The sequence below is a fragment of the Candidatus Pelagibacter sp. genome, from assembly GCF_052049815.1.
GTDB lineage: Bacteria > Pseudomonadota > Alphaproteobacteria > Pelagibacterales > Pelagibacteraceae > Pelagibacter.
This window is the reverse complement of record NZ_JBNGZG010000002.1, coordinates 33,885-59,533: the sequence shown is the minus strand read 5'-3', so window position 1 is coordinate 59,533 and position 25,649 is coordinate 33,885. Positions and strand designations below refer to the sequence as shown.

At 29.1% G+C, this 25,649-nt stretch carries 37 protein-coding genes and 1 pseudogene; 5 read left to right on the top strand and 33 right to left on the bottom strand.

Features of this window, described 5'->3' with window-relative positions:
- From plsY to ACTT9D_RS00960, 3 genes are read left to right on the top strand one after another with little or no spacing between them, the layout of a single operon-like run.
- Positions 1-579, top strand: coding sequence for a glycerol-3-phosphate 1-O-acyltransferase PlsY (gene plsY / locus ACTT9D_RS00970; protein WP_440930021.1), 579 nt, complete (start codon positions 1-3; stop codon positions 577-579).
- 37 nt (positions 580-616) lie between these two features.
- Positions 617-3,193, top strand: a complete 2,577-nt coding sequence (topA, locus tag ACTT9D_RS00965; RefSeq protein WP_440930020.1) for a type I DNA topoisomerase — start codon at positions 617-619, stop codon at positions 3,191-3,193.
- The gene (locus tag ACTT9D_RS00960; protein ID WP_440930019.1) at positions 3,190-3,651 is read left to right on the top strand and encodes a RidA family protein; all 462 of its coding nucleotides are present in this window, start codon (positions 3,190-3,192) and stop codon (positions 3,649-3,651) included. The genes topA and ACTT9D_RS00960 overlap by 4 nt, the downstream gene beginning before the upstream one ends.
- Here ACTT9D_RS00960 and ACTT9D_RS00955 read toward each other — a convergent pair.
- The gene (locus ACTT9D_RS00955; protein ID WP_440930018.1) at positions 3,648-4,946 is read right to left on the bottom strand and encodes a UDP-glucose dehydrogenase family protein; all 1,299 of its coding nucleotides are present in this window, start codon (positions 4,944-4,946) and stop codon (positions 3,648-3,650) included. The genes ACTT9D_RS00960 and ACTT9D_RS00955 overlap by 4 nt on opposite strands.
- Entirely contained in the window at positions 4,943-5,758 is an 816-nt protein-coding gene (locus tag ACTT9D_RS00950; protein ID WP_440930017.1) for a sugar phosphate nucleotidyltransferase, read from the bottom strand. The genes ACTT9D_RS00955 and ACTT9D_RS00950 overlap by 4 nt, the downstream gene beginning before the upstream one ends.
- A gap of 34 nt (positions 5,759-5,792) precedes the next feature.
- Between ACTT9D_RS00950 and panC the strand changes: the two are divergent.
- Positions 5,793-6,605, top strand: a pseudogene (gene panC, locus ACTT9D_RS00945) (pantoate--beta-alanine ligase).
- A 4-nt stretch (positions 6,606-6,609) separates the two neighbouring features.
- On the opposite strand, the gene mgtE reads toward panC, so the two are convergent.
- Positions 6,610-7,983, bottom strand: a complete 1,374-nt coding sequence (gene mgtE, locus ACTT9D_RS00940) for a magnesium transporter (RefSeq protein WP_014953333.1) — start codon at positions 7,981-7,983, stop codon at positions 6,610-6,612.
- 61 nt (positions 7,984-8,044) lie between these two features.
- Between mgtE and lipB the strand changes: the two genes are divergently transcribed.
- Positions 8,045-8,674 (top strand): lipoyl(octanoyl) transferase LipB, encoded by a 630-nt coding sequence (gene lipB, locus ACTT9D_RS00935; protein WP_440930016.1) that lies wholly within the window; start codon positions 8,045-8,047, stop codon positions 8,672-8,674.
- Here lipB and ACTT9D_RS00930 read toward each other — a convergent pair.
- Genes ACTT9D_RS00930 through rpsL form a run of 30 tightly spaced genes read right to left on the bottom strand, consistent with a single transcriptional unit; the run spans position 8,649 to position 25,541 of the window.
- Positions 8,649-9,560 (bottom strand): RluA family pseudouridine synthase, encoded by a 912-nt coding sequence (locus ACTT9D_RS00930; protein ID WP_440930015.1) that lies wholly within the window; start codon positions 9,558-9,560, stop codon positions 8,649-8,651. The genes lipB and ACTT9D_RS00930 overlap by 26 nt on opposite strands.
- 21 nt (positions 9,561-9,581) lie before the next feature.
- Entirely contained in the window at positions 9,582-10,025 is a 444-nt protein-coding gene (gene rplQ, locus ACTT9D_RS00925) for a 50S ribosomal protein L17 (RefSeq protein WP_440930014.1), read from the bottom strand.
- A gap of 2 nt (positions 10,026-10,027) precedes the next feature.
- Positions 10,028-11,056: a DNA-directed RNA polymerase subunit alpha gene (locus tag ACTT9D_RS00920; protein WP_440930013.1), complete on the bottom strand. Its 1,029-nt coding sequence runs from the start codon at positions 11,054-11,056 to the stop codon at positions 10,028-10,030.
- Positions 11,056-11,505 (bottom strand): 30S ribosomal protein S11, encoded by a 450-nt coding sequence (gene rpsK / locus ACTT9D_RS00915; RefSeq protein WP_014953338.1) that lies wholly within the window; start codon positions 11,503-11,505, stop codon positions 11,056-11,058. Before rpsK ends, ACTT9D_RS00920 begins: the two co-directional genes overlap by 1 nt.
- Before the next feature lie 2 nt (positions 11,506-11,507).
- Positions 11,508-11,891: a 30S ribosomal protein S13 gene (gene rpsM / locus ACTT9D_RS00910; protein WP_440930012.1), complete on the bottom strand. Its 384-nt coding sequence runs from the start codon at positions 11,889-11,891 to the stop codon at positions 11,508-11,510.
- A gap of 54 nt (positions 11,892-11,945) precedes the next feature.
- Entirely contained in the window at positions 11,946-12,587 is a 642-nt protein-coding gene (locus ACTT9D_RS00905; RefSeq protein WP_440930011.1) for an adenylate kinase, read from the bottom strand.
- Between the two features lie 11 nt (positions 12,588-12,598).
- Positions 12,599-13,882 carry a preprotein translocase subunit SecY gene (secY, locus tag ACTT9D_RS00900; protein ID WP_440930010.1) on the bottom strand — a complete coding sequence of 428 codons (1,284 nt, stop codon included), beginning with the start codon at positions 13,880-13,882 and terminating at the stop codon, positions 12,599-12,601.
- 10 nt (positions 13,883-13,892) lie between these two features.
- A complete protein-coding gene (rplO, locus tag ACTT9D_RS00895; protein ID WP_440930009.1) occupies positions 13,893-14,345 on the bottom strand; it encodes a 50S ribosomal protein L15 in 453 nt (150 codons plus the stop codon).
- Positions 14,345-14,860, bottom strand: coding sequence for a 30S ribosomal protein S5 (gene rpsE / locus ACTT9D_RS00890; protein ID WP_014953343.1), 516 nt, complete (start codon positions 14,858-14,860; stop codon positions 14,345-14,347). Before rpsE ends, rplO begins: the two co-directional genes overlap by 1 nt.
- A gap of 2 nt (positions 14,861-14,862) precedes the next feature.
- A complete protein-coding gene (rplR, locus tag ACTT9D_RS00885) occupies positions 14,863-15,219 on the bottom strand; it encodes a 50S ribosomal protein L18 (protein WP_440930008.1) in 357 nt (118 codons plus the stop codon).
- Positions 15,219-15,758, bottom strand: coding sequence for a 50S ribosomal protein L6 (rplF, locus tag ACTT9D_RS00880; protein WP_014953345.1), 540 nt, complete (start codon positions 15,756-15,758; stop codon positions 15,219-15,221). The genes rplR and rplF overlap by 1 nt, the downstream gene beginning before the upstream one ends.
- Complete coding sequence (gene rpsH / locus ACTT9D_RS00875) at positions 15,758-16,153, bottom strand: 30S ribosomal protein S8 (protein WP_014953346.1); 396 nt, start codon at positions 16,151-16,153, stop codon at positions 15,758-15,760. The genes rplF and rpsH overlap by 1 nt, the downstream gene beginning before the upstream one ends.
- A 10-nt stretch (positions 16,154-16,163) precedes the next feature.
- Entirely contained in the window at positions 16,164-16,469 is a 306-nt protein-coding gene (gene rpsN / locus ACTT9D_RS00870) for a 30S ribosomal protein S14 (protein ID WP_014953347.1), read from the bottom strand.
- Between the two features lies 1 nt (position 16,470).
- Positions 16,471-17,025 carry a 50S ribosomal protein L5 gene (gene rplE, locus ACTT9D_RS00865; protein WP_440930007.1) on the bottom strand — a complete coding sequence of 185 codons (555 nt, stop codon included), beginning with the start codon at positions 17,023-17,025 and terminating at the stop codon, positions 16,471-16,473.
- A gap of 2 nt (positions 17,026-17,027) precedes the next feature.
- Positions 17,028-17,276, bottom strand: coding sequence for a 50S ribosomal protein L24 (rplX, locus tag ACTT9D_RS00860; RefSeq protein WP_440930006.1), 249 nt, complete (start codon positions 17,274-17,276; stop codon positions 17,028-17,030).
- Between the two features lie 2 nt (positions 17,277-17,278).
- Positions 17,279-17,647 carry a 50S ribosomal protein L14 gene (gene rplN, locus ACTT9D_RS00855; protein WP_014953350.1) on the bottom strand — a complete coding sequence of 123 codons (369 nt, stop codon included), beginning with the start codon at positions 17,645-17,647 and terminating at the stop codon, positions 17,279-17,281.
- Positions 17,647-17,883 carry a 30S ribosomal protein S17 gene (gene rpsQ / locus ACTT9D_RS00850; RefSeq protein ID WP_014953351.1) on the bottom strand — a complete coding sequence of 79 codons (237 nt, stop codon included), beginning with the start codon at positions 17,881-17,883 and terminating at the stop codon, positions 17,647-17,649. The genes rplN and rpsQ overlap by 1 nt, the downstream gene beginning before the upstream one ends.
- Complete coding sequence (gene rpmC, locus ACTT9D_RS00845; RefSeq protein ID WP_014953352.1) at positions 17,876-18,067, bottom strand: 50S ribosomal protein L29; 192 nt, start codon at positions 18,065-18,067, stop codon at positions 17,876-17,878. The genes rpsQ and rpmC overlap by 8 nt, the downstream gene beginning before the upstream one ends.
- Entirely contained in the window at positions 18,068-18,478 is a 411-nt protein-coding gene (gene rplP / locus ACTT9D_RS00840) for a 50S ribosomal protein L16 (protein WP_440930005.1), read from the bottom strand. It abuts the gene before it with no gap.
- Positions 18,478-19,158, bottom strand: a complete 681-nt coding sequence (gene rpsC, locus ACTT9D_RS00835) for a 30S ribosomal protein S3 (protein WP_440930004.1) — start codon at positions 19,156-19,158, stop codon at positions 18,478-18,480. Before rpsC ends, rplP begins: the two co-directional genes overlap by 1 nt.
- Positions 19,142-19,540: a 50S ribosomal protein L22 gene (gene rplV / locus ACTT9D_RS00830; protein ID WP_440930003.1), complete on the bottom strand. Its 399-nt coding sequence runs from the start codon at positions 19,538-19,540 to the stop codon at positions 19,142-19,144. Before rplV ends, rpsC begins: the two co-directional genes overlap by 17 nt.
- Before the next feature lie 2 nt (positions 19,541-19,542).
- Positions 19,543-19,836: a 30S ribosomal protein S19 gene (rpsS, locus tag ACTT9D_RS00825; protein ID WP_440909628.1), complete on the bottom strand. Its 294-nt coding sequence runs from the start codon at positions 19,834-19,836 to the stop codon at positions 19,543-19,545.
- A gap of 6 nt (positions 19,837-19,842) precedes the next feature.
- Positions 19,843-20,676, bottom strand: a complete 834-nt coding sequence (gene rplB, locus ACTT9D_RS00820) for a 50S ribosomal protein L2 (RefSeq protein ID WP_440930002.1) — start codon at positions 20,674-20,676, stop codon at positions 19,843-19,845.
- A 1-nt stretch (position 20,677) separates the two neighbouring features.
- Positions 20,678-20,971, bottom strand: a complete 294-nt coding sequence (gene rplW, locus ACTT9D_RS00815; RefSeq protein ID WP_014953358.1) for a 50S ribosomal protein L23 — start codon at positions 20,969-20,971, stop codon at positions 20,678-20,680.
- The gene (rplD, locus tag ACTT9D_RS00810; RefSeq protein WP_440930001.1) at positions 20,971-21,594 is read right to left on the bottom strand and encodes a 50S ribosomal protein L4; all 624 of its coding nucleotides are present in this window, start codon (positions 21,592-21,594) and stop codon (positions 20,971-20,973) included. The genes rplW and rplD overlap by 1 nt, the downstream gene beginning before the upstream one ends.
- A complete protein-coding gene (rplC, locus tag ACTT9D_RS00805) occupies positions 21,594-22,304 on the bottom strand; it encodes a 50S ribosomal protein L3 (RefSeq protein ID WP_440930000.1) in 711 nt (236 codons plus the stop codon). Before rplC ends, rplD begins: the two co-directional genes overlap by 1 nt.
- A complete protein-coding gene (gene rpsJ / locus ACTT9D_RS00800; protein ID WP_008546080.1) occupies positions 22,304-22,612 on the bottom strand; it encodes a 30S ribosomal protein S10 in 309 nt (102 codons plus the stop codon). Before rpsJ ends, rplC begins: the two co-directional genes overlap by 1 nt.
- Position 22,613: 1 nt before the next feature.
- A complete protein-coding gene (fusA, locus tag ACTT9D_RS00795; protein ID WP_440929999.1) occupies positions 22,614-24,692 on the bottom strand; it encodes an elongation factor G in 2,079 nt (692 codons plus the stop codon).
- A gap of 4 nt (positions 24,693-24,696) precedes the next feature.
- Positions 24,697-25,167, bottom strand: a complete 471-nt coding sequence (gene rpsG / locus ACTT9D_RS00790) for a 30S ribosomal protein S7 (protein ID WP_440929998.1) — start codon at positions 25,165-25,167, stop codon at positions 24,697-24,699.
- A gap of 2 nt (positions 25,168-25,169) precedes the next feature.
- Positions 25,170-25,541: a 30S ribosomal protein S12 gene (gene rpsL, locus ACTT9D_RS00785; RefSeq protein ID WP_014953363.1), complete on the bottom strand. Its 372-nt coding sequence runs from the start codon at positions 25,539-25,541 to the stop codon at positions 25,170-25,172.
- Between the last annotated feature and the right edge of the window lie 108 nt (positions 25,542-25,649).

Sequence of the window (25,649 nt, the reverse complement as noted above, 5' to 3'; positions counted from 1 at the left end):
ATGGATTATCTTATAATTGGAATCTCATCTTATCTTTTAGGATCAATACCTTTTGGGTATTTATTAACTAAATTTTTTTTAAAAAAAGATATTAGAGATGTTGGTTCTGGAAATATTGGCGCCACCAACGCTCTAAGATCTGGTAATAAATTGATTGGATACCTAACTTTGGTATTTGATGTCGGAAAAGCTGTAATTCCAGTTTTATTTGTAAAAATAAATTATCCTGAATTAATTTTTCTTTCATCATTGTGTGCTTTTTTAGGTCATGTTTTTCCTTTATGGCTTAAGTTTAAAGGTGGAAAAGGTGTAGCAACTTATTTAGGTATCTTATTTGTAATAAATATATCTTATGGAATAATATTTATAACAATATGGTTGTTTATTTATTTCTTATCTAAATATTCTTCATTGTCATCTATTTTAGCTACTTTATCTGTACCTATATTTTTAGTAATTAGTAAGAATTTTTCTGAAGTATCTTTTTTTGTAATTATGTTTGTATTAATTTTTTTCACTCATAGAGAAAATATAAAACGCCTTAAAAACAAAGAAGAAAAAGAGACAAAAATTTATTAAATTGACTAAAAAAACCTTTTATGTAGTTTGTTAGATTATGAATCTGGTTATTGTAGAAAGTCCAGCAAAAGCTAAAACCATTAATAAATATTTAGGTGATAATTATACAGTTTTAGCTAGTTATGGTCATATAAGAGATCTTCCTTCAAAAAATGGATCTGTAGACCCCGAGCAAAATTTTAGGATGGAATGGGAAGTTGATAGCTTTTCAAAAAAATACTTAAAGGAAATTACAGATGTTGCAAAAGAATCGTCAAAAATAATTCTTGCGACTGACCCTGATCGTGAAGGAGAAGCTATAGCTTGGCATGTAAAAGAATATTTAAATGATAAGAGATTATTAAAAGATAAAGAAATCGAAAGAGTTGTATTCAATGAAATTACAAGAAAAGCTGTAATTCATGGAATTGAGAATCCAAGACAAATAGAGCCATTACTTGTTGATGCATATATGGCTAGAAGGGCTTTGGATTATTTAGTTGGTTTCAACATATCACCTATTCTATGGACAAAATTACCAGGCTCTAAATCTGCTGGACGTGTACAATCCGTTGCACTGAAACTTATAACTGAAAGAGAACACGAAATTGAGTCATTCAATCCTGAAGAATTTTGGACACTGAGTATTAAATTTAACGATAATAATAACAATTCAATAACATCTAGTATTTCGCAATTAGATGGAAAAAAAATTGAAAAATTTACTTTTAGAAATAAAAATGAAATTAATAAAGCCATAGAAAATATCAAAAATAAAAAATTTTTAATAACTGACATTTCAAGCAAGATAGTAAGTAGAAATCCTTCTGGACCTTTTACAACATCAACATTGCAACAGACAGCCTCTAGTAGACTTGGTTTTGGTGCATCAAGAACAATGCAAATTGCTCAAAAATTATACCAAGGAATTGAAATTGAGGGTGAGACAGTAGGTTTAATCACCTATATGAGAACAGACGGAACAAATTTATCTGTGGATGCAGTTAAATCATTTAGAGATTATATAAAAAGTGATTTAGGTAAAGAATATTTGCCAGAAAACCCATTAAACTACTCAGGTAAGAAAGCAAAAAATGCTCAAGAAGCACATGAGGCTATAAGACCAACTGAAATTAACAGAACACCTTCTTCAGTTAAAAAGTATTTAAGTACTGACCAAATAAAATTATATGATTTAATTTGGAGCAGAGCTTTATCATCTCAAATGGAGTCTGCAAAATTTGATAGAAATACAATAACAATAAATTCTGATGATGGTAGAACTATCTGTAAATCTAGTGGATCAGTACTCAAATTTGACGGTTTTTTAAAAGTATATTCATCTCAATCTAAAGATGATGATGAAGATATTTTGCCTCAAATGTCAAAGGGACCAATTAATATTGAAGCATTAATCGATGAACAACATTATACACAACCACCACCTAGATATTCAGAGGCTAGTTTGGTTAAAAAATTAGAAGAGCTAGGCATAGGTAGACCATCAACTTATGCTAGTATAATTTCGACTATTGCAAATAGAGGATATGCGGAAATAACTAATAAAAGATTTTTTCCAACAGATAGAGGGAAATTGATCTCGGCTTTTTTAGAAAAATTGTTTTCAAAATATGTTGATTATAATTTTACTGCAGGATTAGAAGATCAATTAGATGAAATAACTTCAGGTAAAGAAAGTTGGATTAAAGTTTTGGAAATGTTTTGGAAAGATTTTAATAATAATGTGTCTAAAGTTAAAGAAAAAAGAACTAGAGAAGTTTTAGACCTTCTCAACGATAGTTTGGGTGAATTAATTTTTGAAAAAAATAGTGATGGAAAAATAGATAGAAATTGCAAATTATGCAACGAAGGAACTCTTAGTTTAAAAAATAGCTTTAGAGGTGGTGCTTTTATTGGTTGTTCAAATTATCCTGATTGTAAATATACGAGACCATTATCAAAAGCAAAAGCAGCAGCACAAGCACAACTCGCAGAACCTAAGTTTATTGGAAAACATGATAATGGAAATGATATTTATCTTAAAAATGGAAGATTTGGTCCCTACTTGCAGTATGAAATAAATCCTAAAGATATAGAAGAAAAAACTTCAAAAAAAAGAAAGACAAAAAAAAAGAAAGATGAAAACGAAAATTTAAAAAATGTTTCAATACCTAAGGGTATTGATTTAAAAGATGTAGATTTAGATAAAGCAAAGTTTTTATGTTCATTGCCAAAAAATTTAGGAGTAAATCCAGATAATCAAAAGGATATTTTGTTAAATACTGGTCGTTATGGTCCTTATTTAAAATGCGATAATAAATCTGCAAGAATTGAAAATATTGACGAGATTTTTTCAATTGGATTAAATAGAGCAATAACATTAATTGCTGAAGCTAAACCTGGAAGAATGTCTTCATCTATAATCAAAGATTTAGGAGAACATCCAGAAGATAAAAAACCTGTAAGAATAATGAAAGGTCAATATGGACCTTACATAAAATATAAATCATTAAATGCAACTATTCCCGAGGAAAAAGATCCTGCTGAACTAACAATGGAAGAGGCATTAATATTAATTGAGAAAAGAAAAGAATACGATAAAAATAAAAAATCAAAAAAAAGGAAATCAAAATGAGTTATGAAGAAAACATAAAGAAATTAGATTTAAAATTACCTAATGCAGCAGATCCAGTTGGTTCTTACATAGCTGCAAAAATAGTAAACAAATTACTTTATATATCAGGACAAATATCAATGTCAGAAAATGGTGAGTTAATTAAAGGCAAATTAGGATCTGATTTAAAAGTAGACGATGGTTATAAAGCTGCAGAGAGATGTGCTTTAAGTATAATCGCACAAGCCAAAAAAGCATGCAATGATGACTTATCTAAAATCAAATCTTGTGTAAAGCTCACAGGATTTGTTAATTCAACGGACGATTTTACTGATCAACCTAAGGTTATTAACGGTGCTTCTGATTTAATTGCTAAAGTTTTTGGTGAATCAAGTATGCATACTAGAGCTGCAGTTAGCACAAATAGTTTGCCTTTAGGTGTAGCTGTAGAAGTAGATGCTATATTTGAACTAAACTAACGACCGATACCATAGTATCTAATATTTATTTTTTTCATTAAACTTGGTGAATACAAATTTCTAAGATCAAATACTTTCAAATTTTTATTTTTATTTAATTTTCTAAAGTTGATTTGTTTAAATTCATTCCATTCTGTGTGAATAATTATTAAATCAGCTCCATTACATGCATCTTTAATATTTGGTGAAAACTTTACATTTTTATTAATAAAAAAATTAGTTTTTTCACCTGATGGATCATAATATTTTATTGTAGAACCTTTTTTTAATAAAAAAGGTATCATATCTAAACAAGGTGACTCTCTCATATCATCAGTACCTGCTTTAAACGTAACTCCTAAAAAAGTAATAATTTTATTATTTATTTTATTGTTTAATAATTTCAAAATTCTTTTGTTTAATAGATTATTTCTATTTTGATTTGAATTTATAACAGTTTTTACAATTGAAAGATCTGTATTAAAACTTTTGGCGGTTGTAACGAGAGCTCTAGTGTCTTTAGGAAAACATGATCCACCATAAGCTGGACCTGCTCTTAAAAACCTATCACCAATTCTTTCGTCTAAACCCATTCCAATAGAAATATCTTTAACATCTATATTAGATTTTTCACATAAATTTGCCATTTCATTTATAAAAGTAATTTTTGTTGCTAAAAATGCATTTGAAGCATATTTGATAAGTTCAGCTGCTCTTCTAGAGCAATTGAAATATCTACTTCTTTTTTTTAAAATTGGTAAATAAAGATTTTTCATAACTGAATTAGCTTTTTTACTATTAGAACCTATTACAACTCTATCAGGATACATAAAGTCCCTTATTGCTTCGCCTTCTCTTAAGAATTCCGGATTTGAAATAACATCAAATTTATTTTTATTTTTTTTGGTATTAAGAATTTTTTCTATTTTGTCCCCTGTTGTAACTGGAACTGTAGATTTGTTTACAATAATTTTATATTTGTTTAAATTATTCTTTATTAATTTAGCTACCTTAAATACTTGTTTTAAATCTGCTTGATTTGATTTTTTATTTGTAGGTGTTCCAACACAAATAAAAACTATATCAGAGCTTTTAATATTATCTTCAATTTTTGAGGAAAAGTTTAATCTTTTATGCTTAACGTTACGTTTTATGAGTTCTTCTAGACCTGGTTCAAATATTGGCACAAAACCATTATTTAATTTATCAATTTTTTTTTTATCTATGTCTACACAGGCAACATTATTTCCAATTTCTGAAAAACAAGTACCGCTAACTAAACCTACATATCCTGTTCCAATTACACAAATTTTCATAATTTCGAGATTTCTAATGTTGAATTTATATATCCATGCATTGTACCACAATCAAGATATTTGCCTTTGAAATTGTGCGCAATAAATAAATTTTTTTTATTAATTAAATTTTGTATTGCATCTGTAATATGTATCTCACCACCTTTTCCTGGTTTTAATTTTTTTATCTCACTGAAAATTTTTTTAGGAAGTATGTATCTACCTATAACTGCTTTGTTTGAAGGAGCATCATTTATTTTTGGTTTTTCTATAACATCATTAATAAAATAATTATTATTTGATATTTTTTTTGATAAACTAAAAATTCCCCATCTTGATACTGTTTTTTTGTTAACACGCATACTTGCCATCACTGAAGATTTGTATTTTCTATGAATATCAATCATTGATTTTGAACAATTATCTTGAATAATTAAATCATCAGGTAATAACATCAAAAAATAATTACTTTTAATATATTTTTTTGTTTTCATGACAGCATCACCTGTCCCAAGAGGTTTATTTTGATATACAAATTTAATCATTTTTTTATATCTTAAAATTTTTTGATATTCTCTTTTGATTCTTGGATCTTTCTTTTTCTTTAAGATTTTTTTATAAAAACTATCTTGAAAAAAATAATCTTTAATCATTTTTTTTTTATCTGATATAATTAAAATTATTTCTTTAATACCTGCCTCAATGCATTCATCTAAAATATACTCGACAGCCGGTCTGCCATTTATTGGTAAAAGTTCTTTAGCAAAGACACTTGTTAAAGGAAGAAGTCTAGTACCCAAACCAGCTAATGGAATAATTGCTTGTTTAATCATTTAAATGTTTTACTTATAAAATATTCTATTAAAAATGAAAGTTTTATTAAATAATACTCAACTTAAAAACAATCTTTTAAGATATAAAAACATAGGTTTTGTTCCTACCATGGGTAGTCTACACAAAGGTCATGAATCGTTGATTAGAGAGTGCAAGAAAAGATCAAATATAACTATAGTAAGTATTTTTGTAAATCCAAAACAATTTAATGATAAGAAGGATTTTAAAAACTATCCAAGAAATATTAAAAAAGACATCAATATATTAAAAAAACTAAAAGTTGATTTGCTCTATGTCCCAAGTGTCAAGGAAATTTTTCCTAAATCAATTAATCTTTTAAAAAAAATTAATATAAAAGATAAAATTTTATGTGCAAGATATAGAAAAGGTCATTTTGAAGGTGTACTAAATGTTATGAACAGATTAACCGACTTAATCAGACCAAAAAAAATATTTATGGGAGAAAAAGATTATCAACAATATCATTTGGTAAAAAAATTTTTAAAAAAAAAATTTAAAACAAATATTATTTTATGTAAAACAATTAGAAACACAAAAGGTTTTGCGTTATCAAGCAGAAATAAGCTCTTAAAAAATACTCAAATTAAAAAAGCAGAAATGATTACTAAAATTGTAAAGCAACTTAAAAAAGATATTAAAAAATTTCCTGAGATTAAAAAAATATTAGATATTTAAAAAAAAAAATTAGAAAAAGAATTTAAAATTAAAATTCAATATTTAGAACTAAGAAATAAAACAAATTTAAACTTAACAAACAAAATATATAATTCTAAATTATTTATTGCGTATCATCTTGGTAAAATTCGATTGATTGATAATTTCTAATAAATCACAAAAAATAAGCTCCAACACCCAAAAAGGAAACAAATCCAATTACATCTGTAATTGTTGTAACAAATACACTTGAAGCGATAGCTGGATCAATATTCATTCTTTTAAGAGTAACTGGAATTAAAATTCCGAATAAACCAGCTATTATCATTGTTAAAACCATAGATATAGAAATTATAAGAGATAATTGATTGTCCTGAAACCACAATTGAACAATTAATGAACTGATTATTGCAAAAATTATTCCATTTAACACACCAATATTAAATTCTTTAAGAATATTTTGAGTAAAATTATTTTTTGTAAGATCATTTGTTGCTAACGATCTGACAGTGACAGCTAGCGTTTGCATTCCAGCATTTCCACCCATAGAAGCAACTATGGGCATTAAAAAAGCTAAAACTACCATTTGTTCAATTGTTGCTCCAAAAAGACTTATGCACCAAGTAGCTAAAAAAGCAGTAAATAAATTTAACAACAGCCAATTAAATCTTCGTTTAGTTTTAGTTATTACTCCATCTGTTATTTCTTCATCACCAACACCAGCTAATCTTAATGCATCTTCCTCAGCTTCTTCTTTTAAAACTGTAAGCACGTCATCTGAAGTTATCATTCCAACAAGTTTATCTGTCTTATCAACTACGCATGCGGAATTTAAACTGTAGTTTTCAAATAAATTACCCACCTCTTCTCTATCCATATCAACTGGAACTAAAAAAGGAGAATCAATCATTATAGATGACATTTTAGTATCTCTAGGTGTTCTCAATACTTTTGAAGATGGAACTGTTCCAATTGGTTTAAAATTTTCGTCTACAATAAATATTTCTAAAAATTCTTCTGGTAAATCTTTATTTTCTCTTAAATAGTCAATAGTTTGTCCTACAGACCAATTACTTGGTATTGCAGTAAATTCTCTTTGCATTATTCTTGCAGCACTATCTTCTGGATAACTTAAGCCTTCTAGCAACGCAAAACGATCTTTAGGAGGTAGAGCAGATAAAATTGTGTTTTTATCTTTTTCATCAACATTCTCTAAAACCATGATTGCATCATCAGAATCAAGATTTTTTAAGATACTTACAATTGAGTCTGAAGATAAATATTTAATTATTTCAGATTGGACAGACTCATTTAGTTCAATAAATACATCAGGATCAATCTTGAAATTGTTGAGTTTAATTAAGCTTTCTCTATCATTAAGACTTAAATGTTCAATTATATCTGCAGCATCTGCAGGGTGCATTTCTTTGAATGAATTTGTAATAAATAAAGCATCATTATTAACAATTTTGTCAGTAACAACTTTTATATATTCTTTGTTAAACTCAAAATTGACTTTTTTATCTTTTATTTTCTTATTCAAAGTCATAATTAAACCTTTTATATTGCATCGATCTTTTAATATAAATTAGGAAGATTACAATTTATAAATGAAAATTGAGATTAAAAAGTCAATAAAACCAATAGATTACAATTTTGCTTTGTCAGAATTGGAGAAAAGATTAAGCAATGTGATTAATAATAAATCTAATGAATTGATTTGGATATTAGAGCATAATGAAGTTTATACTGCGGGAACTAGCTCTAAAAATGAAGAAATACTAAACAAAGACATAAAAATTATTAATACAAATCGAGGTGGAAAAATTACATATCATGGCCCAGGTCAGTTAATGTTTTATTTTGTGATAAATTTAAATAGAAGAAAAAAAGATATTAGAAAATTTATTTCTATAATTGAAAATACAATTATAGAAACTTTAAACGAATATGAAATCAATGTTTTTGCTGATAAAGAGAATATTGGCATTTGGTTTAATCAAAATAATGAAATAACTAAAATAGCTGCAATCGGAGTAAGAGTTAGTAAATGGATTGCATATCATGGTTTTTCACTGAATATTAATTGCGATTTAAAAAATTATAATAATATTATTCCATGTGGAATTTCTGATCGAGGTGTTACAAATTTAGTTAAAATTAAAGATATTAATTATAAAGGTATTGAAGAAAAATTAATAAAGAATTTTATTACTAATTTAGAAATTTTAAGCGCTTAACTTTTAGTAATTCATTGAAATAATTTGGTAAAGAAGCTCTATAAGTATATTTTTTATTATTAATCATAAATTTTATTTGATAAGAATGTAACATCAAATTTTTATTTTTAGATTGTTTAAAAAGTTTATTTGAATATTTACTGTCCCCATAAATAGAATTACCAATTGCATAAAGTTGTTTTCTAAGCTGATGCTTTCTTCCAGTTATTGGTTTAAGCTCAACTAAAGAGCAAATTGAATTTTTATCAAGAACTTTATATGTTGTTTTTGCTTCCTCTATAATTTTTTTTCCATTGTCGTATCGAATAAGTTGATCATTAAATTGGCCAGAGTTTTTTTCTATTTCACCATGACATATAGCTAAATAAGTTTTGTGAACTTTACGCATTCTAAATAATGATGTTAAGAGTTGTGCTGTTTCTCTATTTTTAGCAATTATAAATACTCCTGAAGTTTCTTTATCTAATCTATGAACTGAAAATGGTTTTGTGTCTTGAAAAATTTCACTTTTAGAAAATATATCTATTAAATTTTTTTTAGATTTTGTTCCACCTTGTACAGAAATACCTGCACTTTTATTCATAACTACAAAGTTTTCGTTATTATCTATAATTAAATTTTCATTTTCTTTAATTACCTTGTTTGATGGTTTAAATTTAATTTTTTTTTCTAAAAGATTTTCTTTAAATTCAAAATTGTGCAAATCGATCTTGTCACCTAGGTTTAATTTAAAATTACTTTTAACTTTTTTATTATTGACTTTAACTTTTCCATTTCTTAAAGATTTCTCAATTAATGATTGGGGAAACTTGCCAATATTAAATCTCAAATATTTATCAATACGCATACTAGCATACGTTTTATCAACGATAAAAGATTTGATCATTAAGTGTATTTTATATTAAAATTAGCTTGTAGCTAATTTCTTTTCTTCTGTTTTCTCAGCTTCTTTTGAAGATTCTTTTTTCTTTTTATCTACTCTTTTCGCCTCAACGTCTCTGTCAATAAATTCAATTATTGCCATAGGAGCATTATCACCATATCTGAAACCTGCTTTGATTATTCTAGTGTAACCACCACTTCTTTTTTCATATCTTTTTGATAAAGTTTTTTTTACTTTATTTGCAGATTTCATATCTTGTAGCTGTGAAACTAACATCTTAGTGTTATGTAAGGTATCTTTTTTTCCTAATGTAATTATTTTATCAGCTTGAGGCTTAAGAAATTTTGCTTTTGGTAACGTAGTTTTAATCTGTTCATATTTTATCAGAGAATTAAGCATGTTTTTTAACAAAGCTTTCCTATGTTCAGATGTTCTATTTAATTTCTTATTAGCTAAGCCGTGTCTCATTTTTAAATTGCTTCCTCAAGTTTTTTTGACATTTCAGCTATATTATCTGGTGGCCAATTTGGAATTTCCATACCTAAATACAAAGACATACCAGTTAAGACTTCTTTAATTTCATTTAAAGATTTTCTACCGAAATTTGGTGTTCTAAGCATCTCACCTTCGGATTTTTGAACCAAATCCCCAATGTAAATAATGTTATCATTTTTTAAACAATTCATTGATCTTACTGAAAGTTCTAATTCATCTACTTTTCTTAATAAGTTTTTATTAAATTCAGGTTCTGTAGAAACTTCTTTTACTGGTGCCTCAACAGGTTCGTCAAAATTAATAAACATTTTAAGTTGATCTTGGAAAATTCTTGCTGAATAAGCTACAGCATCTTCTGCTGATATTGATCCGTTAGTTTCAACTTGCATAGTAAGTTTATCATAATCAAGTGCTTTTCCTTCTCTTGCAGTACTTACAGAATATGAAACTTTCTTTACTGGACTATATAATGAATCAATTGCAATTAATCCTAATGGTGGTTCTTCTGGTTTATTTAATTCTGCAGGTACATAACCTTTTCCTGTATTTACATTCATTTCCATATGAAAATTAGTATTTTCATCTAAATTACATATGACTAAGTCAGGATTTAAAATTTCAACATCTGCAATTGGAGCAATATCAGATGCTTTAATTTCTCCTGGACCCTTAGCATCTAAAATTAACTTTTTTGTTCCTTCAGAAGCACTTTTTAGTGCTAATGATTTAACATTTAAAACAATATCAGTTACATCTTCTCTAACCCCTTTAATAGATGTAAATTCATGTAACACCCCATCAATCTGGATTGATGTTACAGCAGTACCTCTTATTGAAGATAAAAGTATTCTTCTTAAAGAGTTGCCTAAAGTTAATCCATAACCTTTTTCAAGTGGTTCTGCGACTATTGTTGCTTGTGTTAAATCTTCACTCATTTTAACGTCAAGCTTTGTAGGCTTAATTAATGATTTCCAATTTTTAATGTTTACATTTTCAGTTTCCATTAAACTCTCCTTTTCTTAGGTGGTCTTGTTCCGTTATGTGGCATTGGCGTTGTATCCTTGATAGATAAAATTTTAAAACCTCTTGCCTGTAATGCTCTAAGAGCTGTTTCTCTACCTGAACCTGGTCCTTTAACTTCTACAGACAAAGTTTTCATTCCATATTCAAGAGCTTTAGAAGCTGCTGTATCGGCTGCTATTTGAGCTGCATACGGAGTCGATTTTCTTGAACCTTTAAAGCCTTTAGAGCCTGCAGACGACCAAGAAATAACATTTCCATTCGTATCAGCAATTGAAACTATTGTATTATTAAATGTAGATTGAACATACGCAATTCCATTAAGTATGTTTTTTTTTGATTTTTTCTTTTTTGAGTACGAACTTTTGTTAGACTTTTTTGAAGATTTTTCTACCTTCTGATCTTTGTTATCAGTTTTTTCTGTTTTAGCCATTTTTATTTTTTAGTTGGTGTTAATTTTTTTCCAGCAATAGCTATAGCTTTACCTTTTCTTGTTCTTGCATTACATCTAGTTCTTTGACCTCTAACAGGTAGTTTTTTTCTATGTCTTGAGCCTCTATAACAAGCTAGATCAATTAAACGTTTAATGCTTAAAGAATAATCTCTTCTTAAATCACCTTCGACTTTGAAATTTTGATCTATGTATTCTCTTATTTTTAAAATCTCTTCGTCAGTTAATTCGTTAACTCTTTTTTCTCTTGGAATTTCCAGAGAAGAACAAATCTGATTTGAGAACTTGTCACCTATTCCGTAAATATATGTTAGTCCAATGTGGACAAGCTTATTTTGTGGAATGTTAATACCTGCAATACGTGCCATAAATCTGTGATAAATTGTAGCCTTTATATAAGAAGATCTTCTAAAGTCAACTTCTTATCCCTTAATAATATGCTCAATTTTATCAGTAATTTCCTCTATTTTTAGGGTTCCATCAACTTCATGTATGGTTGTTTTTTTGGATAGAAAATCTAATACTGGTTTAGTAGTTTCAATATATTTGTCATACCTGTTTAAGATAGTTTCTAGGTTATCATCTTTTCTTTTTACCAAATGTTTTCCACTACAACTTAGTTTTTTTATTCTTTCTTGATCAAAATATTCATTTAATGTGATATTACATTTTTCACAAGTAACTCTACCCATTATTCTTTTTTGAATTATATCTCTAGAAACATTTAGAGAGATTACAAAATCTATCTTTCGTCTAAAATTATTTAAAATTTGTTCTAAATTTGATGCTTGAGATATTGATCTTGGGTATCCATCAAAAATTATTGGATCATGAGAATTTAATTTAGAAAGCGTTTGTTTTAATAAATCGTTAACAATTTCATCAGAAACAAACTCACCTTTTGATATTAATTTCTCAATTTCAACTCCAATATTAGACTTTTTATTTGCTTCGTTTCTTAAAAGATCACCAGTCGAAATTTGATAATAATTATGATTTTCAACTAACTTTTGTGCTTGAGTGCCTTTACCTGCTCCAGGAGGACCAAATAAAATGATATTCACTTAACTAATCCTTATCTATTTCCAAATTTTGTTTTTTTGATTAATTGCTCATATTGTGAACTCATTAATCTAGTTTGAATTTGAGTTACAGTATCAATGGCTACAACCACAACAATTAAAACTGATGTGCCTCCAAGATAAAAAGGGATTGGATAATTTGCAATTAAAAATTCAGGCATCAGACAAACTAGAGTTAAATAAAGTGCCCCAATTGTTGTCAACTTAGTTAAAATATTTTCAATGTAAATTGCAGTACTTTCACCTGGTCTAATTCCTGGAACAAAGCCACCATATTTTCTTAAGTTCTCTGCAGTTTCAACTGGATTGAATGTAATTGATGTGTAAAAAAAAGTAAAAAAGATAATTCCAGATGCATAAAGTAGCATGTACAAAGGTTGACCTTGAGTAAAGAAAGAACTTATATTTAAAAAGGTTTCATTTTCTGAAAAATTAAAATTTGAAAACGTTACTGGTAATAATAACAGTGCGGAAGCGAAAATTGCAGGTATCACTCCTGCTTGATTAATCTTTAACGGTAAATGTGATGACTCGCCACCATATAATTTATTACCCATTTGTCTTTTTGGGTAATTAATTAAGATTTTTCTTAAAGCTCTCTCCATAAACACAATAAAAAGAATTGTTAATATTAATAAAATAAATATTGCCAAAATCATAAAAGTAGAGACAGCACCAGTTCGACCTAATTCAAAAGTTGTTACTAATGCCCTAGGTATTTCAGCAACAATACCAGCAAAAATAATTAAAGAAATACCGTTCCCAATACCTCTCTGTGTTATCTGCTCACCTAACCACATTAAGAAAATTGTTCCAGCAACAATTGTTGTGACTGTTGAAATTTTAAAGAATATACCAGGGTTTATTACTAAATTTGCTGAAGACTCCAATCCAACAGCTAAACCATATCCTTGAACTGTGGCTAACAATACAGTTCCGTATCTTGTTATTTGAGTAATTTTAGCTCTACCCATTTCTCCTTGGGATTTTAAATTTTTAAAGTAATCTGAAACTCCTGTCAAAAGTTGAACTATAATCGAAGATGAAATATATGGCATTATACCTAAAGCAAATATTGCCATTCTACTTACAGCACCACCTGCAAAAACATTAAACATTCCAAGCAAACCTTTTTGATTACCATCCATCATAATTTTAAGTTGCTCTGGATCAATACCAGGTAATGGAACAAATGTTCCAAATCTATAAACAGTTAAAATGAAAATAGTAAATATAATTCTATTCTTAAGATCTGTTGTTGAAGAAGTTGAGCTCATTGATCCCTAACTATTTTTTTAATTGGATTGAACCGCCAATTTTTTCTAATTTAGATAGAGCTGATTTTGAAGCAAGGTCTGCTTCGATATTTATTTTGTCTTTAATATCGCCTGTACCCAAAATTTTTAGTTTTTTTGAATTTTTGTTAATTAATTTTAATTTTTTTAATGTGTCAGCATTTAAAACATCTGTAGTTTTAATACTCTTCTTATCAATATAGGATTGAATTTTTTCCAAATTTAAAATTGCAACATCTTCTTTTGAAATTGGATTAAATCCTCTCTTAGGTAATCTTCTGTATAATGGCATCTGACCGCCCTCAAAACTTTTTATAGCAACACCTGATCTTGATTTTTGACCTTTAATGCCTCTTCCTGAAGTTTTTCCCTTACCAGAGCCAATTCCCCTTCCAACTCTGATTTTACTTTTATTAATTTTAACCTTTGTATTTAATGTAGTCATTATCCTCTTTTTTCAATTATTTCTGAAATTTTTTTATTTCTGATTGCTGAAATTTGTTTAGGTGAATTTTGTTTCATTAGCGCTTTCATTGTTGCTCTTATTACATTGTGTGCATTTGAAGTTCCCATCGATTTCGCAACTATATCTTTAACTCCTAAAACTTCACATACTGCTCTAACTGGTCCGCCAGCAATAATTCCAGTTCCTTTAGATGCAGCTCTTAATACTATTCTACCAGAGCCATCTTTAGCTTTAACATCATGATGAATTGTTCTACCTTCTCTTAGTGGAATTTGAATTAGTTTTCTTCTTGCCATCTCATTCGCTTTTTTTATAGCATCAGGTACTTGTTTAGCTTTAGCGTGGGCAATTCCAATTCTGCCAGCTTGATTGCCAACTACAACTAATGCTGAAAATCCAAACCTTCTACCACCTTTAACAACTTTAGTGATTCTGTTGATATGGACTAGTTTTTCTAAAATATCGTCAGTTTTTTTATCTTTATTATTTTCCATTATTAAAATTCCATTCCATTTTTTCGTAAAGTTTCAGCAAAAATTTTTACTCTTCCATGATATTTGTAAACTCCTCTATCGAAAAATATTTTTGTTATTTTCTTTTCTTGAGCTTTTTTTGCTAATCTTTCTGCAACAAATTCTGATAATTTAGATTTATTCATTTTTTCACCAGCTTTAATATCTTTTTCAACTGAAGAGGCAGATAACAAAGTTATATTTTTGGAATCATCAATAATTTGTGCCGAAATATTTCTTGCAGATCTTGATATACTTAATCTGAATCTATCTTTTGAAGCAACTTTTTTAACCTTATTGCTTACTCTGAATTTTTTTCTAACACTTGTGTTTATTTTCATTATTTTTTCTTTCCTTCTTTTTTCAACACATACTGCCCTTTTTCTCTTATTCCTTTGCCTTTATAAGGTTCAATTTTTCTTAGTGTCTTTATTTTAGAGGCAACTAGTCCAACTTGTTGTTTATCAGATCCAGTTATTTTTAATGTAGTTTGTTTTTCAACAGCTATCTTTATTCCTTCAGGAATATCAAAGTTTATATCGTGACTATAACCTAATTGAAGGTTTAATTGATTGCCTTTTAATGCTGCCCTATAACCTACACCAACAAGCTCAAGAGTTTTTTCATAACCTGTACTTGATCCTATTACTGCATTATTGATTAAACTTCTATTCATTCCCCAAAGTCTTTTTGTATTCTGATCAATTTTTTTTGGTTTTATTGAAATTTCTTTCCCATCTTTAATGTCCAAATTAAAAATATCTAAATCAATATCAATTGATTTTTTTCCTAAAGGGCCTTCAATATTTAAATTATTGCCCGCCAAAGCTACTTTGACTTTTTCTGGTACTGCTATATTAATTTTTCCTATTTTAGACATTAAAATACCTTACAAATTATTTCTCCACCGACACGTTGTTTTCTTGCGTCTAAATCTGTCATCACACCTTTGGGTGTTGATACTATAGCTATACCTAAGCCATTATTGATTTTTGGTAAGCCTTCAGCGCTAGAAAAAATTCTTCTTCCTGGTTTTGATACTCTTTCAAAAGTACTAATAACTGGGTTTCCAGAGTGATATTTAAGCTCTAACGATAAAACTGCTTTATTATTATCGTTGTTAACTTTAAAATCTTTGATGAAACCCTCATTTTTTAAAATATCTGCTATTTTACTTTTAAAGTTTGAAGAAGGTAATTCTACCTTTTTATGATTTCTTGCTTGAGCATTTTTTACTCTGGCTATCATATCTCCAATTGGGTCACTTAAACTCATAATTTCCTTTCTACCAACTTGATTTCACTAATCCAGGAATTTTGCCTTGTAATCCTAACTGTCTTAAAGCAATCCTAGAAATCTTTAATTTTCTATAAACACCATGAGGTCTGCCAGTTATTTGACATCTATTCATAACTCTAATCTTTGCAGAATTTCTTGGTAATTTTGATAATTTTTGTTGTGCCTTAAATCTTTCTTCAAAAGGCAATTTTTTATCCATTATTATTTTTTTAAGTTTTTCTCTTTTTTTATAAAACTTATCGGAAAGTTTAATTCTCTTATTGTTTTTATTAATTGAGCTCAATTTAGCCATATTAATTGTCTCCTTTTTTAATAAATGGAAAGTTAAGTTTTTCTAGTAATGCATAACTATGTTCTTGACTCTTTGAAGAAATAGCTATTGTAATATCCAATCCTCTTACTTTATCAGCACGATCAAAGCTTACTTCAGTAAAAATTATGTGTTCTTTAATTCCAAAAGTGTAATTACCAAACTTATCAAAACCTTTTGGAGATAACCCTCTGAAATCTTTAATTCTTGGCAAAGCAATATTTACTAATCTGTCTAAAAATTCATACATTTTGTTCTTTCTTAGAGTGACTTTCAAACCTGCATTAGAACCTTTTCTTGTTTTAAAATTTGCTACGGATTTTTTGAATTTTGTTATTACAGGTTTTTGTCCAGTAATTTTACCCATATCTTCTTCACATGATTTTAAAATTTTACTATCATTTCCATCTAAACCAAGACCCATATTCAAGACAATCTTCTCAATTTTTGGACCCATATAAATGTTTTTCAAACCAAATTGCTCTTTAAGTGCTGGTTGAATTTCTTTTAAATATATTTCTTTTAATCTTGGTGACATAATTATTTTTTAGCCTCTTTTTTTGATATTTTAGCTTTCTCATCAATTAATTTTAAATTTGAGATATGGATAAAACTTTCTTTAGATACAATTCCACCTTTTTTTTCTTTTGTAGTTTTAACGTGTTTCTTAACCATATTAATATCTTTAACTTTTGCTCTATTCATTGATCTATCAATCTCAATAACTTCACCTTCTTTTTTTTTGTCTTTTCCAGCTAATACTAAAACTTTTAAACCTTTTTTTATCATTTTTATAAAACCTCTGGTGCCAAAGAAATAATTTTCATTTGCCCTCTTGTTCTCAACTCTCTCGTTACTGGACCAAATATTCTAGTTCCAACTGGTTCTCCTTTATCATCAACCAGCACCGCAGCATTATTGTCAAATCTAACTTTAGATCCATCATCTCTATGAATACCCTTTTTTACTCTTACAACCACAGCCTTATGAACAGATCCTTTTTTAACTTTACCTTTAGGAATTGCTTCTTTTACAGCAATTACAATCGTGTCACCTATGCTAGCATATCGTCTTTTTGAACCTCCCAAAACTTTAATACACTCAATTCTTTTAGCACCTGTGTTATCAGCAACTTGTAATTCTGTTTGTACTTGTATCATTACTTAGTATTCTCCATTACTTGAAATTTTTTATTTTTTGAAAATGGTTTACTTTCAATAATTGAAACTTTATCTCCATTTTTAAATTTATTATTTTCGTCATGAGCGTTGTATTTTTTTCTTACTTTAACAACCTTTTTGAGAACTGGATGTGAGTATTTTCTCTCTACCATTACAGTTACAGTTTTGTTAGGTTTATCGCTGACAACTATTCCTGTTAATATTTTTTTAGGCATTTGTTTTTCCTTTTAAAAATGTTTTTAATCTTGCTATAGTTTTTTTTGTTTCTCCAATTTTTGCTGGATTTGTTACTTGTGAATTCATTTTTTGAAATCTAAAATTGAAAAGATCTTTTTTAAATTTGTCAATATTCTTAACAATTTCATCTTTTGACATTTTTTTTATTTCAGTTCTTTTCATTTACGCAAACCTTTTAATTGTTTTAGTTTTTATAGGTAATTTCGCTGAGGCCTTATATAAAGCTTCTTTAGCAATTTGTTCGGATACACCATCTATCTCAAATAAAATTCTACCTGGTTTTACACGACATGCATAATACTCTGGTGAACCTTTACCTTTACCCATTCTAACTTCTATGGGTTTCTTTGAAACAGGTATATTAGGGAAAACTCTAGTCCAAACTCTTCCTTGTCTTTTCATATGTCTTGTAAGTGCTACTCTAGCAGCTTCAATTTGCTTACCTGTAATTCTTTCAGGCGACAAAGCTTTAAGAGCAAAAGCACCATAATTAATAAAATTTGCTCTAGAGGCATTTCCATGGATTCTACCTTTGTGTGCTTTTCTCCATTTAGTTCTTACTGGTTGTAACATTATTTGTTTGCCTCTTTTGGTGTTTCTTTGTTTGTTTCTTGACTAAATTCTTTCGCAAAAACTTCACCTTTGTATATCCATACTTTAATACCGATTATTCCATAAGTAGTTAAAGCTTCTGCTTCCGCATAATCAATTTCTGCTCTTAATGTGTGTGAAGGTATACTTCCATCTCTCAACCATTCAGTTCTTGCAATTTCATTTCCTCCTAGCCTTCCACTGATTGAAACTTTAATACCTTTAGCTCCTAATCTTAGACACGATTGCATAGCTCTCTTCATTGCTCTTCTGTAAGAAATTCTTTTTACAAGCTGTTGTGCAATATTTTCTGCTACAAGATATGCATTTGTTTCAGGTTTTTTTACTTCTTTTATGTTTAATGCTACTTCGTTTGAAGTTATTTTTGCTAAATTGTTTTTAATCTTATCAATGTCACTACCTTTTTTACCAATGACAAATCCTGGTCTTGAAGTGTAAATAGTTACATAACATTTGTTAGATGTTCTTTCTATCATTACCTTTGAAACACCTGAATTAATAACATTTTTTTTAATGTATTCTCTGATCTTAAAATCTTCGATAAGATAATTTCCAAAGTCTTTTTTCTTAGCATACCAAACAGAGTCCCAACCTCTGTTTACCCCAAGTCTAAAACCTACTGGATTAACCTTTTGACCCATGACTCTCCATTTGTTTAGCTTCAGTTAATATTATTGTGACACTAGAATAAGGTTTTAAAATTGGCGCAGCTCTTCCTTTCGCTCTAGGTCTAAATCTTTTCATTGTAATTTTTTTTCCACAATAAGCTTCTTTGACAATTAGATTATCAATATCATATTGAAAATTATTTTCAGCATTTGCAACTGCTGAGCTAATAGTTTTTCTAATATCTCTAGTAATTCTTTTTTCAGAAAATTCTAAATCTCTGATAGCAACATCAACTTTTTTTCCAACAATACCTTTAAGTATTGGATTCAGCTTTCTTACACTTGATCTAATATTGTTGTTAATTGATTTAACAAGTTTATCAGTTTTATTTTGTATTTTCTTTTTTTTGCTCATCTTTATTTTTTAGCCTCTGCTGGTTTTGCTTTTTTATCTGCAGGTGTATGACCAAAGAAGGTTCTAGTTGGCGCAAACTCACCAAGTTTATGTCCAACCATATCCTCAGAAACTGTAATTGGGATAAATTTTTTACCATTATAAATTAAAAAACTAACTCCAACAAAATCAGGAATAATAGTTGATTTTCTTGACCATGTCTTAATAGGAATTTTTTTAGGATCAGCCTTATACTTATCAACCTTTTTCATGAGACTTTCTTCAACAAATGGACCTTTCCAAACTGCTCTTGCCATAAAATGTTAATCCTTTCTTTTCTTCCTTCTTCTGACTATAAATTTATCAGTTCTTTTATTATCTCTAGTTTTTAATCCTTTGGCTGACTGTCCAGTTGGTGAAACTGGGTGTCTTCCTCCAGCAGTCTTACCTTCTCCACCTCCATGTGGGTGATCAACAGGGTTTTTAACAACACCTCTTGTGTGTGGTCTTCTACCTAACCATCTTGATCTTCCTGCTTTTCCAATTTTAATATTCTTTTGATCTGGGTTGCTTAAAATTCCTATTGTAGCAAGAGATCTTGAATCTATCTTTCTGACTTCACCAGAAGCAAGTTTAATCAAGCTATAATTTCCATCTATACCACTAATAGTCACCGATGTTCCAGCTGATCTTGCTAATTTACCTCCGGCACCTGGTTGGATTTCAACATTATGGATATTTATTCCAACTGGTATATCTTGAAGAGGCATACAGTTTCCAACTTTAATCTCTTTTTTCGAACCATTTTCAATTACATCACCAGCTTTAATTTTTTGCGGAGCCAAATAATAAGCATGAGTATTATCTTGGAATTTTACAAGCATTATGTAGCAAGACCTATTTGGATCATATTCAATTCTCTCAACTGTAGCAGGCATATCAAATTTTTTTCTGTAAAAATCTACATGTCTGTACATTTTTTTATGTCCACCAGCTCTATTTATAGAAGTAATTCTCCCATTATTGTTTCTACCTTTCATAGCATTTTTAGGTGAAACTAATGATTTGAATGGTTTTCCTTTCCATAATTCTGATCTATCAACTAGGATTGTTCCTCTTGTAGATTTTGTATATGGTTTAAATGTTTTTAATGCCATTTTAAATTCCTGTTGTTAGATCTATGCTCTGACCTTTTTTAAGAGTTATGATAGCTTTTTTAAAACCAGAGACTTTTACTTTTCTACCTCTTGTAAGTTTAGTTCTATTTTGTTTATTTATAATGTTAATTTTAGTTACATTAACTTTAAATATTTTTTCTATATTCTTTTTTAAACTAACCTTGTTGGCACTAGAAGGCACTTTGAATACAATTTTATTATGTTCAGATAAATTAGTAGATTTTTCTGTGACAACTGGAGATAAAATTTTATCGTATAAATGTAATCTACTCATTAGCTATATCTCTTTTCTAATTCTTTTACAGAACTTTCTGTAAAAACAATCTTTTTAAATTTAACAACATCAAATGCACTAAAGTGATTTACATCTGTTACCTTGATATTTGGAATATTTCTAACTGATCTTTCAATTTTATCTTTTGAAGATTTATCTAAAATTATCAAAGAATTTGTAATATCAAACTTTTTAACAATTTGACTCATTTCTTTTGTTTTTTTTATTTCAGAACTAAAATCATTAAAAATCATTAAATTTTTATCTTTATTTTTTTCACTCAATAAAGAAGCGATGCTAAGTTTCTTCTCACTTTTATTTAGTTTTCTTTTTTTATAAGCTAGCTCACCTTTTGGCCCATGAGCTACACCTCCACCAACAAATATTGGTGCTTTTCTAGAGGCATGTCTTGCATTACCAGTGCCTTTTTGTGCATAAATTTTTGATGTTGGACCAGAAACTTCATTTTGCTGTTTTGTTTTTGCATGACGTCCCTTATAGTTTGCATTAGTTTTGTATAAAACAGCACTCACTAATCTTTTGTTAATTTTTGCAGAAAAAACTTTATCTAAAACTTCTATAGAGTCTTTTTTTCCATCTAAACTATGTTTATCTATTTTCATTATTTTTTCTTTTTATCCGGTGTTTTTTTTGCTTCTTCTGCAGCAGCTATTTTTTCTGTAACAGTTAATTTTTTAATATTTTTAACTGATTTTTTTACAAGAACTTCTGTATTTTTTGATCCAGGAATAGAACCTTTTAAATAAAGTAACTCATTTTCTAAATCAGTCTTTATTATTTCGATGTTTTGCATAGTTCTTAATTTATCACCCATGTGACCAGCCATTTTTTTTCCTTTAAATACTTTACCCGGATCTTGTCTTTGACCTGTAGATCCATGAGATCTATGTGAAATTGAAACACCGTGAGTAGCTCTCAAACCACCAAAATTATGTCTTTTCATTGCACCTGCAAAACCTTTACCGATAGTTTTTGATTTTGTATCAACAAACTTAATGTCTTTAAAAATTTCTAAGCCAAATTCATTTCCTTCTTTGTAATCTTCAGTTTTAGCGACTCTATATTCTTTTAACTTTTTCTTAGCTTCTGTATTTTTTTTTGCAAAAAAACCTTTCATTGCTTTTGTTAATTTTGAATTTTTAATTTTTCCATAACCAAGTTGTATGGCTTTGTAACCTCTTTTTTCTTCCTCTATTACTTGTATCACTCTAGCTTTTTCCATTTTTAAAACTGTAACAGGAACTAGTTGACCCGTTTTGTAAAATTCTCGAGTCATCCCAATTTTTTTTCCTATCAAAGCTATTTCTGACATTATATTTTTATCTCCACATCAACACCAGAAGCTAAATCTAATTTCATCAAAGCTTCAACAGTTTGTGGCGTTGGTTCAATTATATCGATTAATCTTTTATGTGTTCTGCTCTCAAATTGTTCTCTACTTTTTTTGTCTATATGGGGTGATCTTAAAACTGTGTATCTTTCTATTCTTGTTGGTAACGGAATAGGACCTTTAATTGTAGCTCCAGTTCTTTTTACTGTGTTAACAATTTCTTCTGTAGAAGCATCTAAAATTTTATTATCATACGCTCTAAGTTTAATTCTGATGTTTTGTTTTTCCATATTAACCAGCCACCTTTTTAGTTACCTCGTCCTGAACGTTCTGAGGAACTTTTGAATAATGATCGAAGAACATAGAATATTGAGCTCTTCCTTGAGACATAGATCTTAAATTATTAATATAACCAAACATATTAGCTAACGGCACCATAGCTGTTATGACAGTTGCATTTCCTCTTTGCTCTTGAGTACTAATTTGGCCTCTTCTACTATTTAAATCACCTATTACATCACCCATATAATCTTCAGGGGTAACAACCTCAACTCTCATTATTGGTTCCAACAATTTTAATCCACCTTGAGTACAAGCTTCCTTGAAACATGACCTACTTGCTAGTTCAAAAGCTAAAACACTTGAGTCAACATCATGATGCAACCCGTCAACAATAGTTACTTTGTAATCAATCATTGGAAAACCAGCTAATATCCCTGAGTCAGAAACTGTTTCTATACCTTTTTCTACACCAGGAATAAATTCTTTTGGAATTGCTCCACCTTTAATTGCACTTTCTACCAATCTTCCTTTGCCTGGTTCTTGAGGTTCAACTAAAAGCTTAACTTTTGCAAACTGACCTGCACCACCACTTTGTTTTTTATGAATGTATTCAAATTCTGCTGAACTCTCAATTGTTTCTCTATAAGCAACCTGTGGAGCACCAACATTAGCTTCAACTTTAAATTCTCTTTTCATTCGATCAACAATGATATCTAAATGAAGTTCACCCATACCTTTAATAATTGTTTGCCCAGACTCATCATCTGATGAAACTCTAAACGATGGGTCTTCCTTAGCTAATCTCGCTAAAGCCTCACCCATTTTTTCTTGGTCTCCTTTAGTCTTTGGCTCAACAGCGATTTCAATGACTGGCTCAGGGAACTCCATTGGCTCAAGTAAAACTTGGTTATCTTTGTTGCATAAAGTGTGTCCTGTCATTGTATTTTTAAGACCTGCAAGTGAAACTATATCACCTGCATTTGCTTCCTTTATATCTTCTCTAGAATTTGCGTGCATTAAAAGCATTCTTCCAACTCTTTCTTCCTTTTCAGAAGATGAGTTATAAACTGCTGTTCCTGATTTAATTGTACCAGAGTAAATTCTGATAAATGTTAATGATCCAACAAAAGGATCGTTTGCAACTTTAAATGCTAAAGCAGAAAATGGCGCATTATCATCAAATTTCATTTCAACTTCTTCGTCTGAACCTACTTTAGTTCCTTTTATTGATCCAATATCTACTGGGCTTGGCAGATAATTTATTACAGCATCTAATAAAGGTTGAACTCCTTTATTTTTAAAAGCAGATCCGGTTAAAACTGGTACAAAACTAAAGTTTAAGGTGCCTTTTCTAATACATTTAACTAAATCTTCTTCTTTAATTTCATCACCATTTAGATAGCTTTCCATTAATTTTTCATCTTGCTCCACAGCCATTTCAACTAATTCAGTTCTGTATTTATTTGAAATTTCTTTCAAATCATCTGGAATTTCTTTGTATTCCCATTCTGCACCTAGGGCTTCGTTTTTCCAAACCTGAGCTTTCATTTTAACTAAATCAACAACACCTGTTAAAGAAGCTTCAATTCCAATTGGTACTTGCAGAACTAATGGTTTGGCACCTAATCTATCTTTAATCATATCAACACATCTAAAGAAATCTGCACCTGTTCTATCTAATTTATTTACAAAACATATTCTTGGAACTTTATATTTGTCTGCTTGTCTCCAAACAGTCTCTGATTGTGGTTCAACGCCGGCAACACCGTCAAAAACAGCTACTGCTCCATCAAGTACCTTTAATGATCTTTCAACTTCAATTGTAAAATCAACGTGGCCTGGAGTATCGATAATATTAATTCTGTGGTCTTGCCAAAAACAAGTAGTAGCTGCTGAAGTAATTGTAATTCCTCTCTCTTGCTCTTGTTCCATCCAGTCCATTGTTGCAGCACCGTCATGAACTTCACCAATCTTATGACTTTTTCCTGTGTAATATAAAATTCTTTCTGTAGTAGTTGTCTTACCAGCATCAATGTGAGCCATGATACCAATGTTTCTATATTTATCTAATGTATGAGTTCTAGCCATTTAATTACCATCTAAAATGAGCAAAAGCTTTATTTGACTCTGCCATTTTGTGAACATCCTCTCTTTTTTTAACTGCTGCACCTTTTTTTTCGTATGCATCAAATAACTCATTAAAAATTTTATCAGACATATGTTTGTCTTTTCTTTTTCTTGCTGAATCTACTAACCATCTTATAGCCAAAGCTTGTGCTCTTTTACTTTTTACTTCTACTGGCACTTGGTAAGTTGCACCCCCAACTCTCCTAGATCTTACTTCTACAGTTGGTTTTATGTTATTTATAGCTTCATTAAAGACGTTGATGGGTTCGTCTTTTGATTTAGTTTTAATTTTATCAATTGCATCGTAAACAATTTTTTCTGCAACACCTCTTTTGCCATCATACATAATATTATTGATTAATTTTGGAATTACAGTTGAATTAAATTTAGGGTCTGGAACAATATTTTTTTTAGGTTGTGTTTTTTTTCTAGACATTTTTATTTACCTTTTTTTGTTCCGTACAATGATCTTCTTTGTTTTCTGTTTGCAACACCCTGTGTATCTAGGTTACCTCTTAAAATATGATATCTAACTCCAGGTAGATCTTTAACTCTACCACCTCTAATTAATACAACTGAGTGTTCTTGAAGATTATGACCTTCTCCAGGAATATAAGCTGTTACTTCAAAACCATTTGAAAGTCTTACTCTTGCAACTTTTCTTAAAGCAGAATTTGGTTTTTTTGGAGTAGTTGTGTAAACTTTCACACAAACACCTCTCTTTAAAGGTTGTTTTTGTAATGCAGGAACTTTATTCCTGTTTACTTGTTTAATTCTTTTTTTTCTTAACAATTGGTTAATTGTTGGCATAATTTTCTATATAAATTTATTTTTGATGAAATAACTGACAGGTTATTTGTGGCAGCGTTTAGTACCTAAGTTAGTACTACATTCCAACCAAAAACATCGCCAAAATAC

Bases quoted from the DNA above. Each gene is read 5' to 3' on its own strand.
- rplD (WP_440930001.1), bottom strand. From the start codon at position 21,594: ATGAAAATAGATAAACATAGTTTAGATGGAAAAAAAGACTCTATAGAA.
- rpsM (WP_440930012.1), bottom strand. From the start codon at position 11,891: ATGGCACGTATTGCAGGTATTAACATTCCACAAAATAAGCTTGTCCAC.
- lipB (WP_440930016.1), top strand. From the start codon at position 8,045: ATGAAAATTGAGATTAAAAAGTCAATAAAACCAATAGATTACAATTTT.
- rpsC (WP_440930004.1), bottom strand. From the start codon at position 19,158: ATGGGTCAAAAGGTTAATCCAGTAGGTTTTAGACTTGGGGTAAACAGA.
- fusA (WP_440929999.1), bottom strand. From the start codon at position 24,692: ATGGCTAGAACTCATACATTAGATAAATATAGAAACATTGGTATCATG.
- rplP (WP_440930005.1), bottom strand. From the start codon at position 18,478: ATGTTACAACCAGTAAGAACTAAATGGAGAAAAGCACACAAAGGTAGA.
- rplX (WP_440930006.1), bottom strand. From the start codon at position 17,276: ATGATAAAAAAAGGTTTAAAAGTTTTAGTATTAGCTGGAAAAGACAAA.
- rplQ (WP_440930014.1), bottom strand. From the start codon at position 10,025: ATGAGACACGGCTTAGCTAATAAGAAATTAAATAGAACATCTGAACAT.
- rpmC (WP_014953352.1), bottom strand. From the start codon at position 18,067: ATGAAAAGAACTGAAATAAAAAAAATGTCAAAAGATGAAATTGTTAAG.
- ACTT9D_RS00960 (WP_440930019.1), top strand. From the start codon at position 3,190: ATGAGTTATGAAGAAAACATAAAGAAATTAGATTTAAAATTACCTAAT.
- ACTT9D_RS00920 (WP_440930013.1), bottom strand. From the start codon at position 11,056: ATGGAAACTGAAAATGTAAACATTAAAAATTGGAAATCATTAATTAAG.
- mgtE (WP_014953333.1), bottom strand. From the start codon at position 7,983: ATGACTTTGAATAAGAAAATAAAAGATAAAAAAGTCAATTTTGAGTTT.
- rpsL (WP_014953363.1), bottom strand. From the start codon at position 25,541: ATGCCAACAATTAACCAATTGTTAAGAAAAAAAAGAATTAAACAAGTA.
- rplO (WP_440930009.1), bottom strand. From the start codon at position 14,345: ATGACTACATTAAATACAAAGGTTAAAATTAATAAAAGTAAAATCAGA.
- rplR (WP_440930008.1), bottom strand. From the start codon at position 15,219: ATGAAAATAAACACAAGTGTTAGAAAAAAATTCAGAGTAAGCAATAAG.
- rpsN (WP_014953347.1), bottom strand. From the start codon at position 16,469: ATGGCTAAATTGAGCTCAATTAATAAAAACAATAAGAGAATTAAACTT.
- rpsK (WP_014953338.1), bottom strand. From the start codon at position 11,505: ATGGCTAAAACAGAAAAAACTGATAACAAAGATCAGAAGGTAGAAAAA.
- rplE (WP_440930007.1), bottom strand. From the start codon at position 17,025: ATGTCACCAAGATTAAAAGAAATATATTTAAAAGAAATTCAACCAGCA.
- rpsS (WP_440909628.1), bottom strand. From the start codon at position 19,836: ATGGCAAGAGCAGTTTGGAAAGGTCCATTTGTTGAAGAAAGTCTCATG.
- rplF (WP_014953345.1), bottom strand. From the start codon at position 15,758: ATGTCTAAAATAGGAAAAATTAATATAGCAGTACCAGAAAAAGTCAAA.
- rpsH (WP_014953346.1), bottom strand. From the start codon at position 16,153: ATGAGTTTAAGTGACCCAATTGGAGATATGATAGCCAGAGTAAAAAAT.
- rpsJ (WP_008546080.1), bottom strand. From the start codon at position 22,612: ATGGAAAAACAAAACATCAGAATTAAACTTAGAGCGTATGATAATAAA.
- secY (WP_440930010.1), bottom strand. From the start codon at position 13,882: ATGAGCTCAACTTCTTCAACAACAGATCTTAAGAATAGAATTATATTT.
- topA (WP_440930020.1), top strand. From the start codon at position 617: ATGAATCTGGTTATTGTAGAAAGTCCAGCAAAAGCTAAAACCATTAAT.
- ACTT9D_RS00950 (WP_440930017.1), bottom strand. From the start codon at position 5,758: ATGATTAAACAAGCAATTATTCCATTAGCTGGTTTGGGTACTAGACTT.
- rpsQ (WP_014953351.1), bottom strand. From the start codon at position 17,883: ATGCCTAAAAAAATATTAACAGGAATAGTTGTCAGCGATAAACCTAAC.
- ACTT9D_RS00930 (WP_440930015.1), bottom strand. From the start codon at position 9,560: ATGATCAAATCTTTTATCGTTGATAAAACGTATGCTAGTATGCGTATT.
- rpsE (WP_014953343.1), bottom strand. From the start codon at position 14,860: ATGGAAAATAATAAAGATAAAAAAACTGACGATATTTTAGAAAAACTA.
- rplN (WP_014953350.1), bottom strand. From the start codon at position 17,647: ATGATACAAGTACAAACAGAATTACAAGTTGCTGATAACACAGGTGCT.
- rplW (WP_014953358.1), bottom strand. From the start codon at position 20,971: ATGAGTAGATTACATTTATACGATAAAATTTTATCTCCAGTTGTCACA.
- ACTT9D_RS00955 (WP_440930018.1), bottom strand. From the start codon at position 4,946: ATGAAAATTTGTGTAATTGGAACAGGATATGTAGGTTTAGTTAGCGGT.
- rplC (WP_440930000.1), bottom strand. From the start codon at position 22,304: ATGTCAGAAATAGCTTTGATAGGAAAAAAAATTGGGATGACTCGAGAA.
- plsY (WP_440930021.1), top strand. From the start codon at position 1: ATGGATTATCTTATAATTGGAATCTCATCTTATCTTTTAGGATCAATA.
- rplB (WP_440930002.1), bottom strand. From the start codon at position 20,676: ATGGCATTAAAAACATTTAAACCATATACAAAATCTACAAGAGGAACA.
- rplV (WP_440930003.1), bottom strand. From the start codon at position 19,540: ATGAGCAAAAAAAAGAAAATACAAAATAAAACTGATAAACTTGTTAAA.
- rpsG (WP_440929998.1), bottom strand. From the start codon at position 25,167: ATGTCTAGAAAAAAAACACAACCTAAAAAAAATATTGTTCCAGACCCT.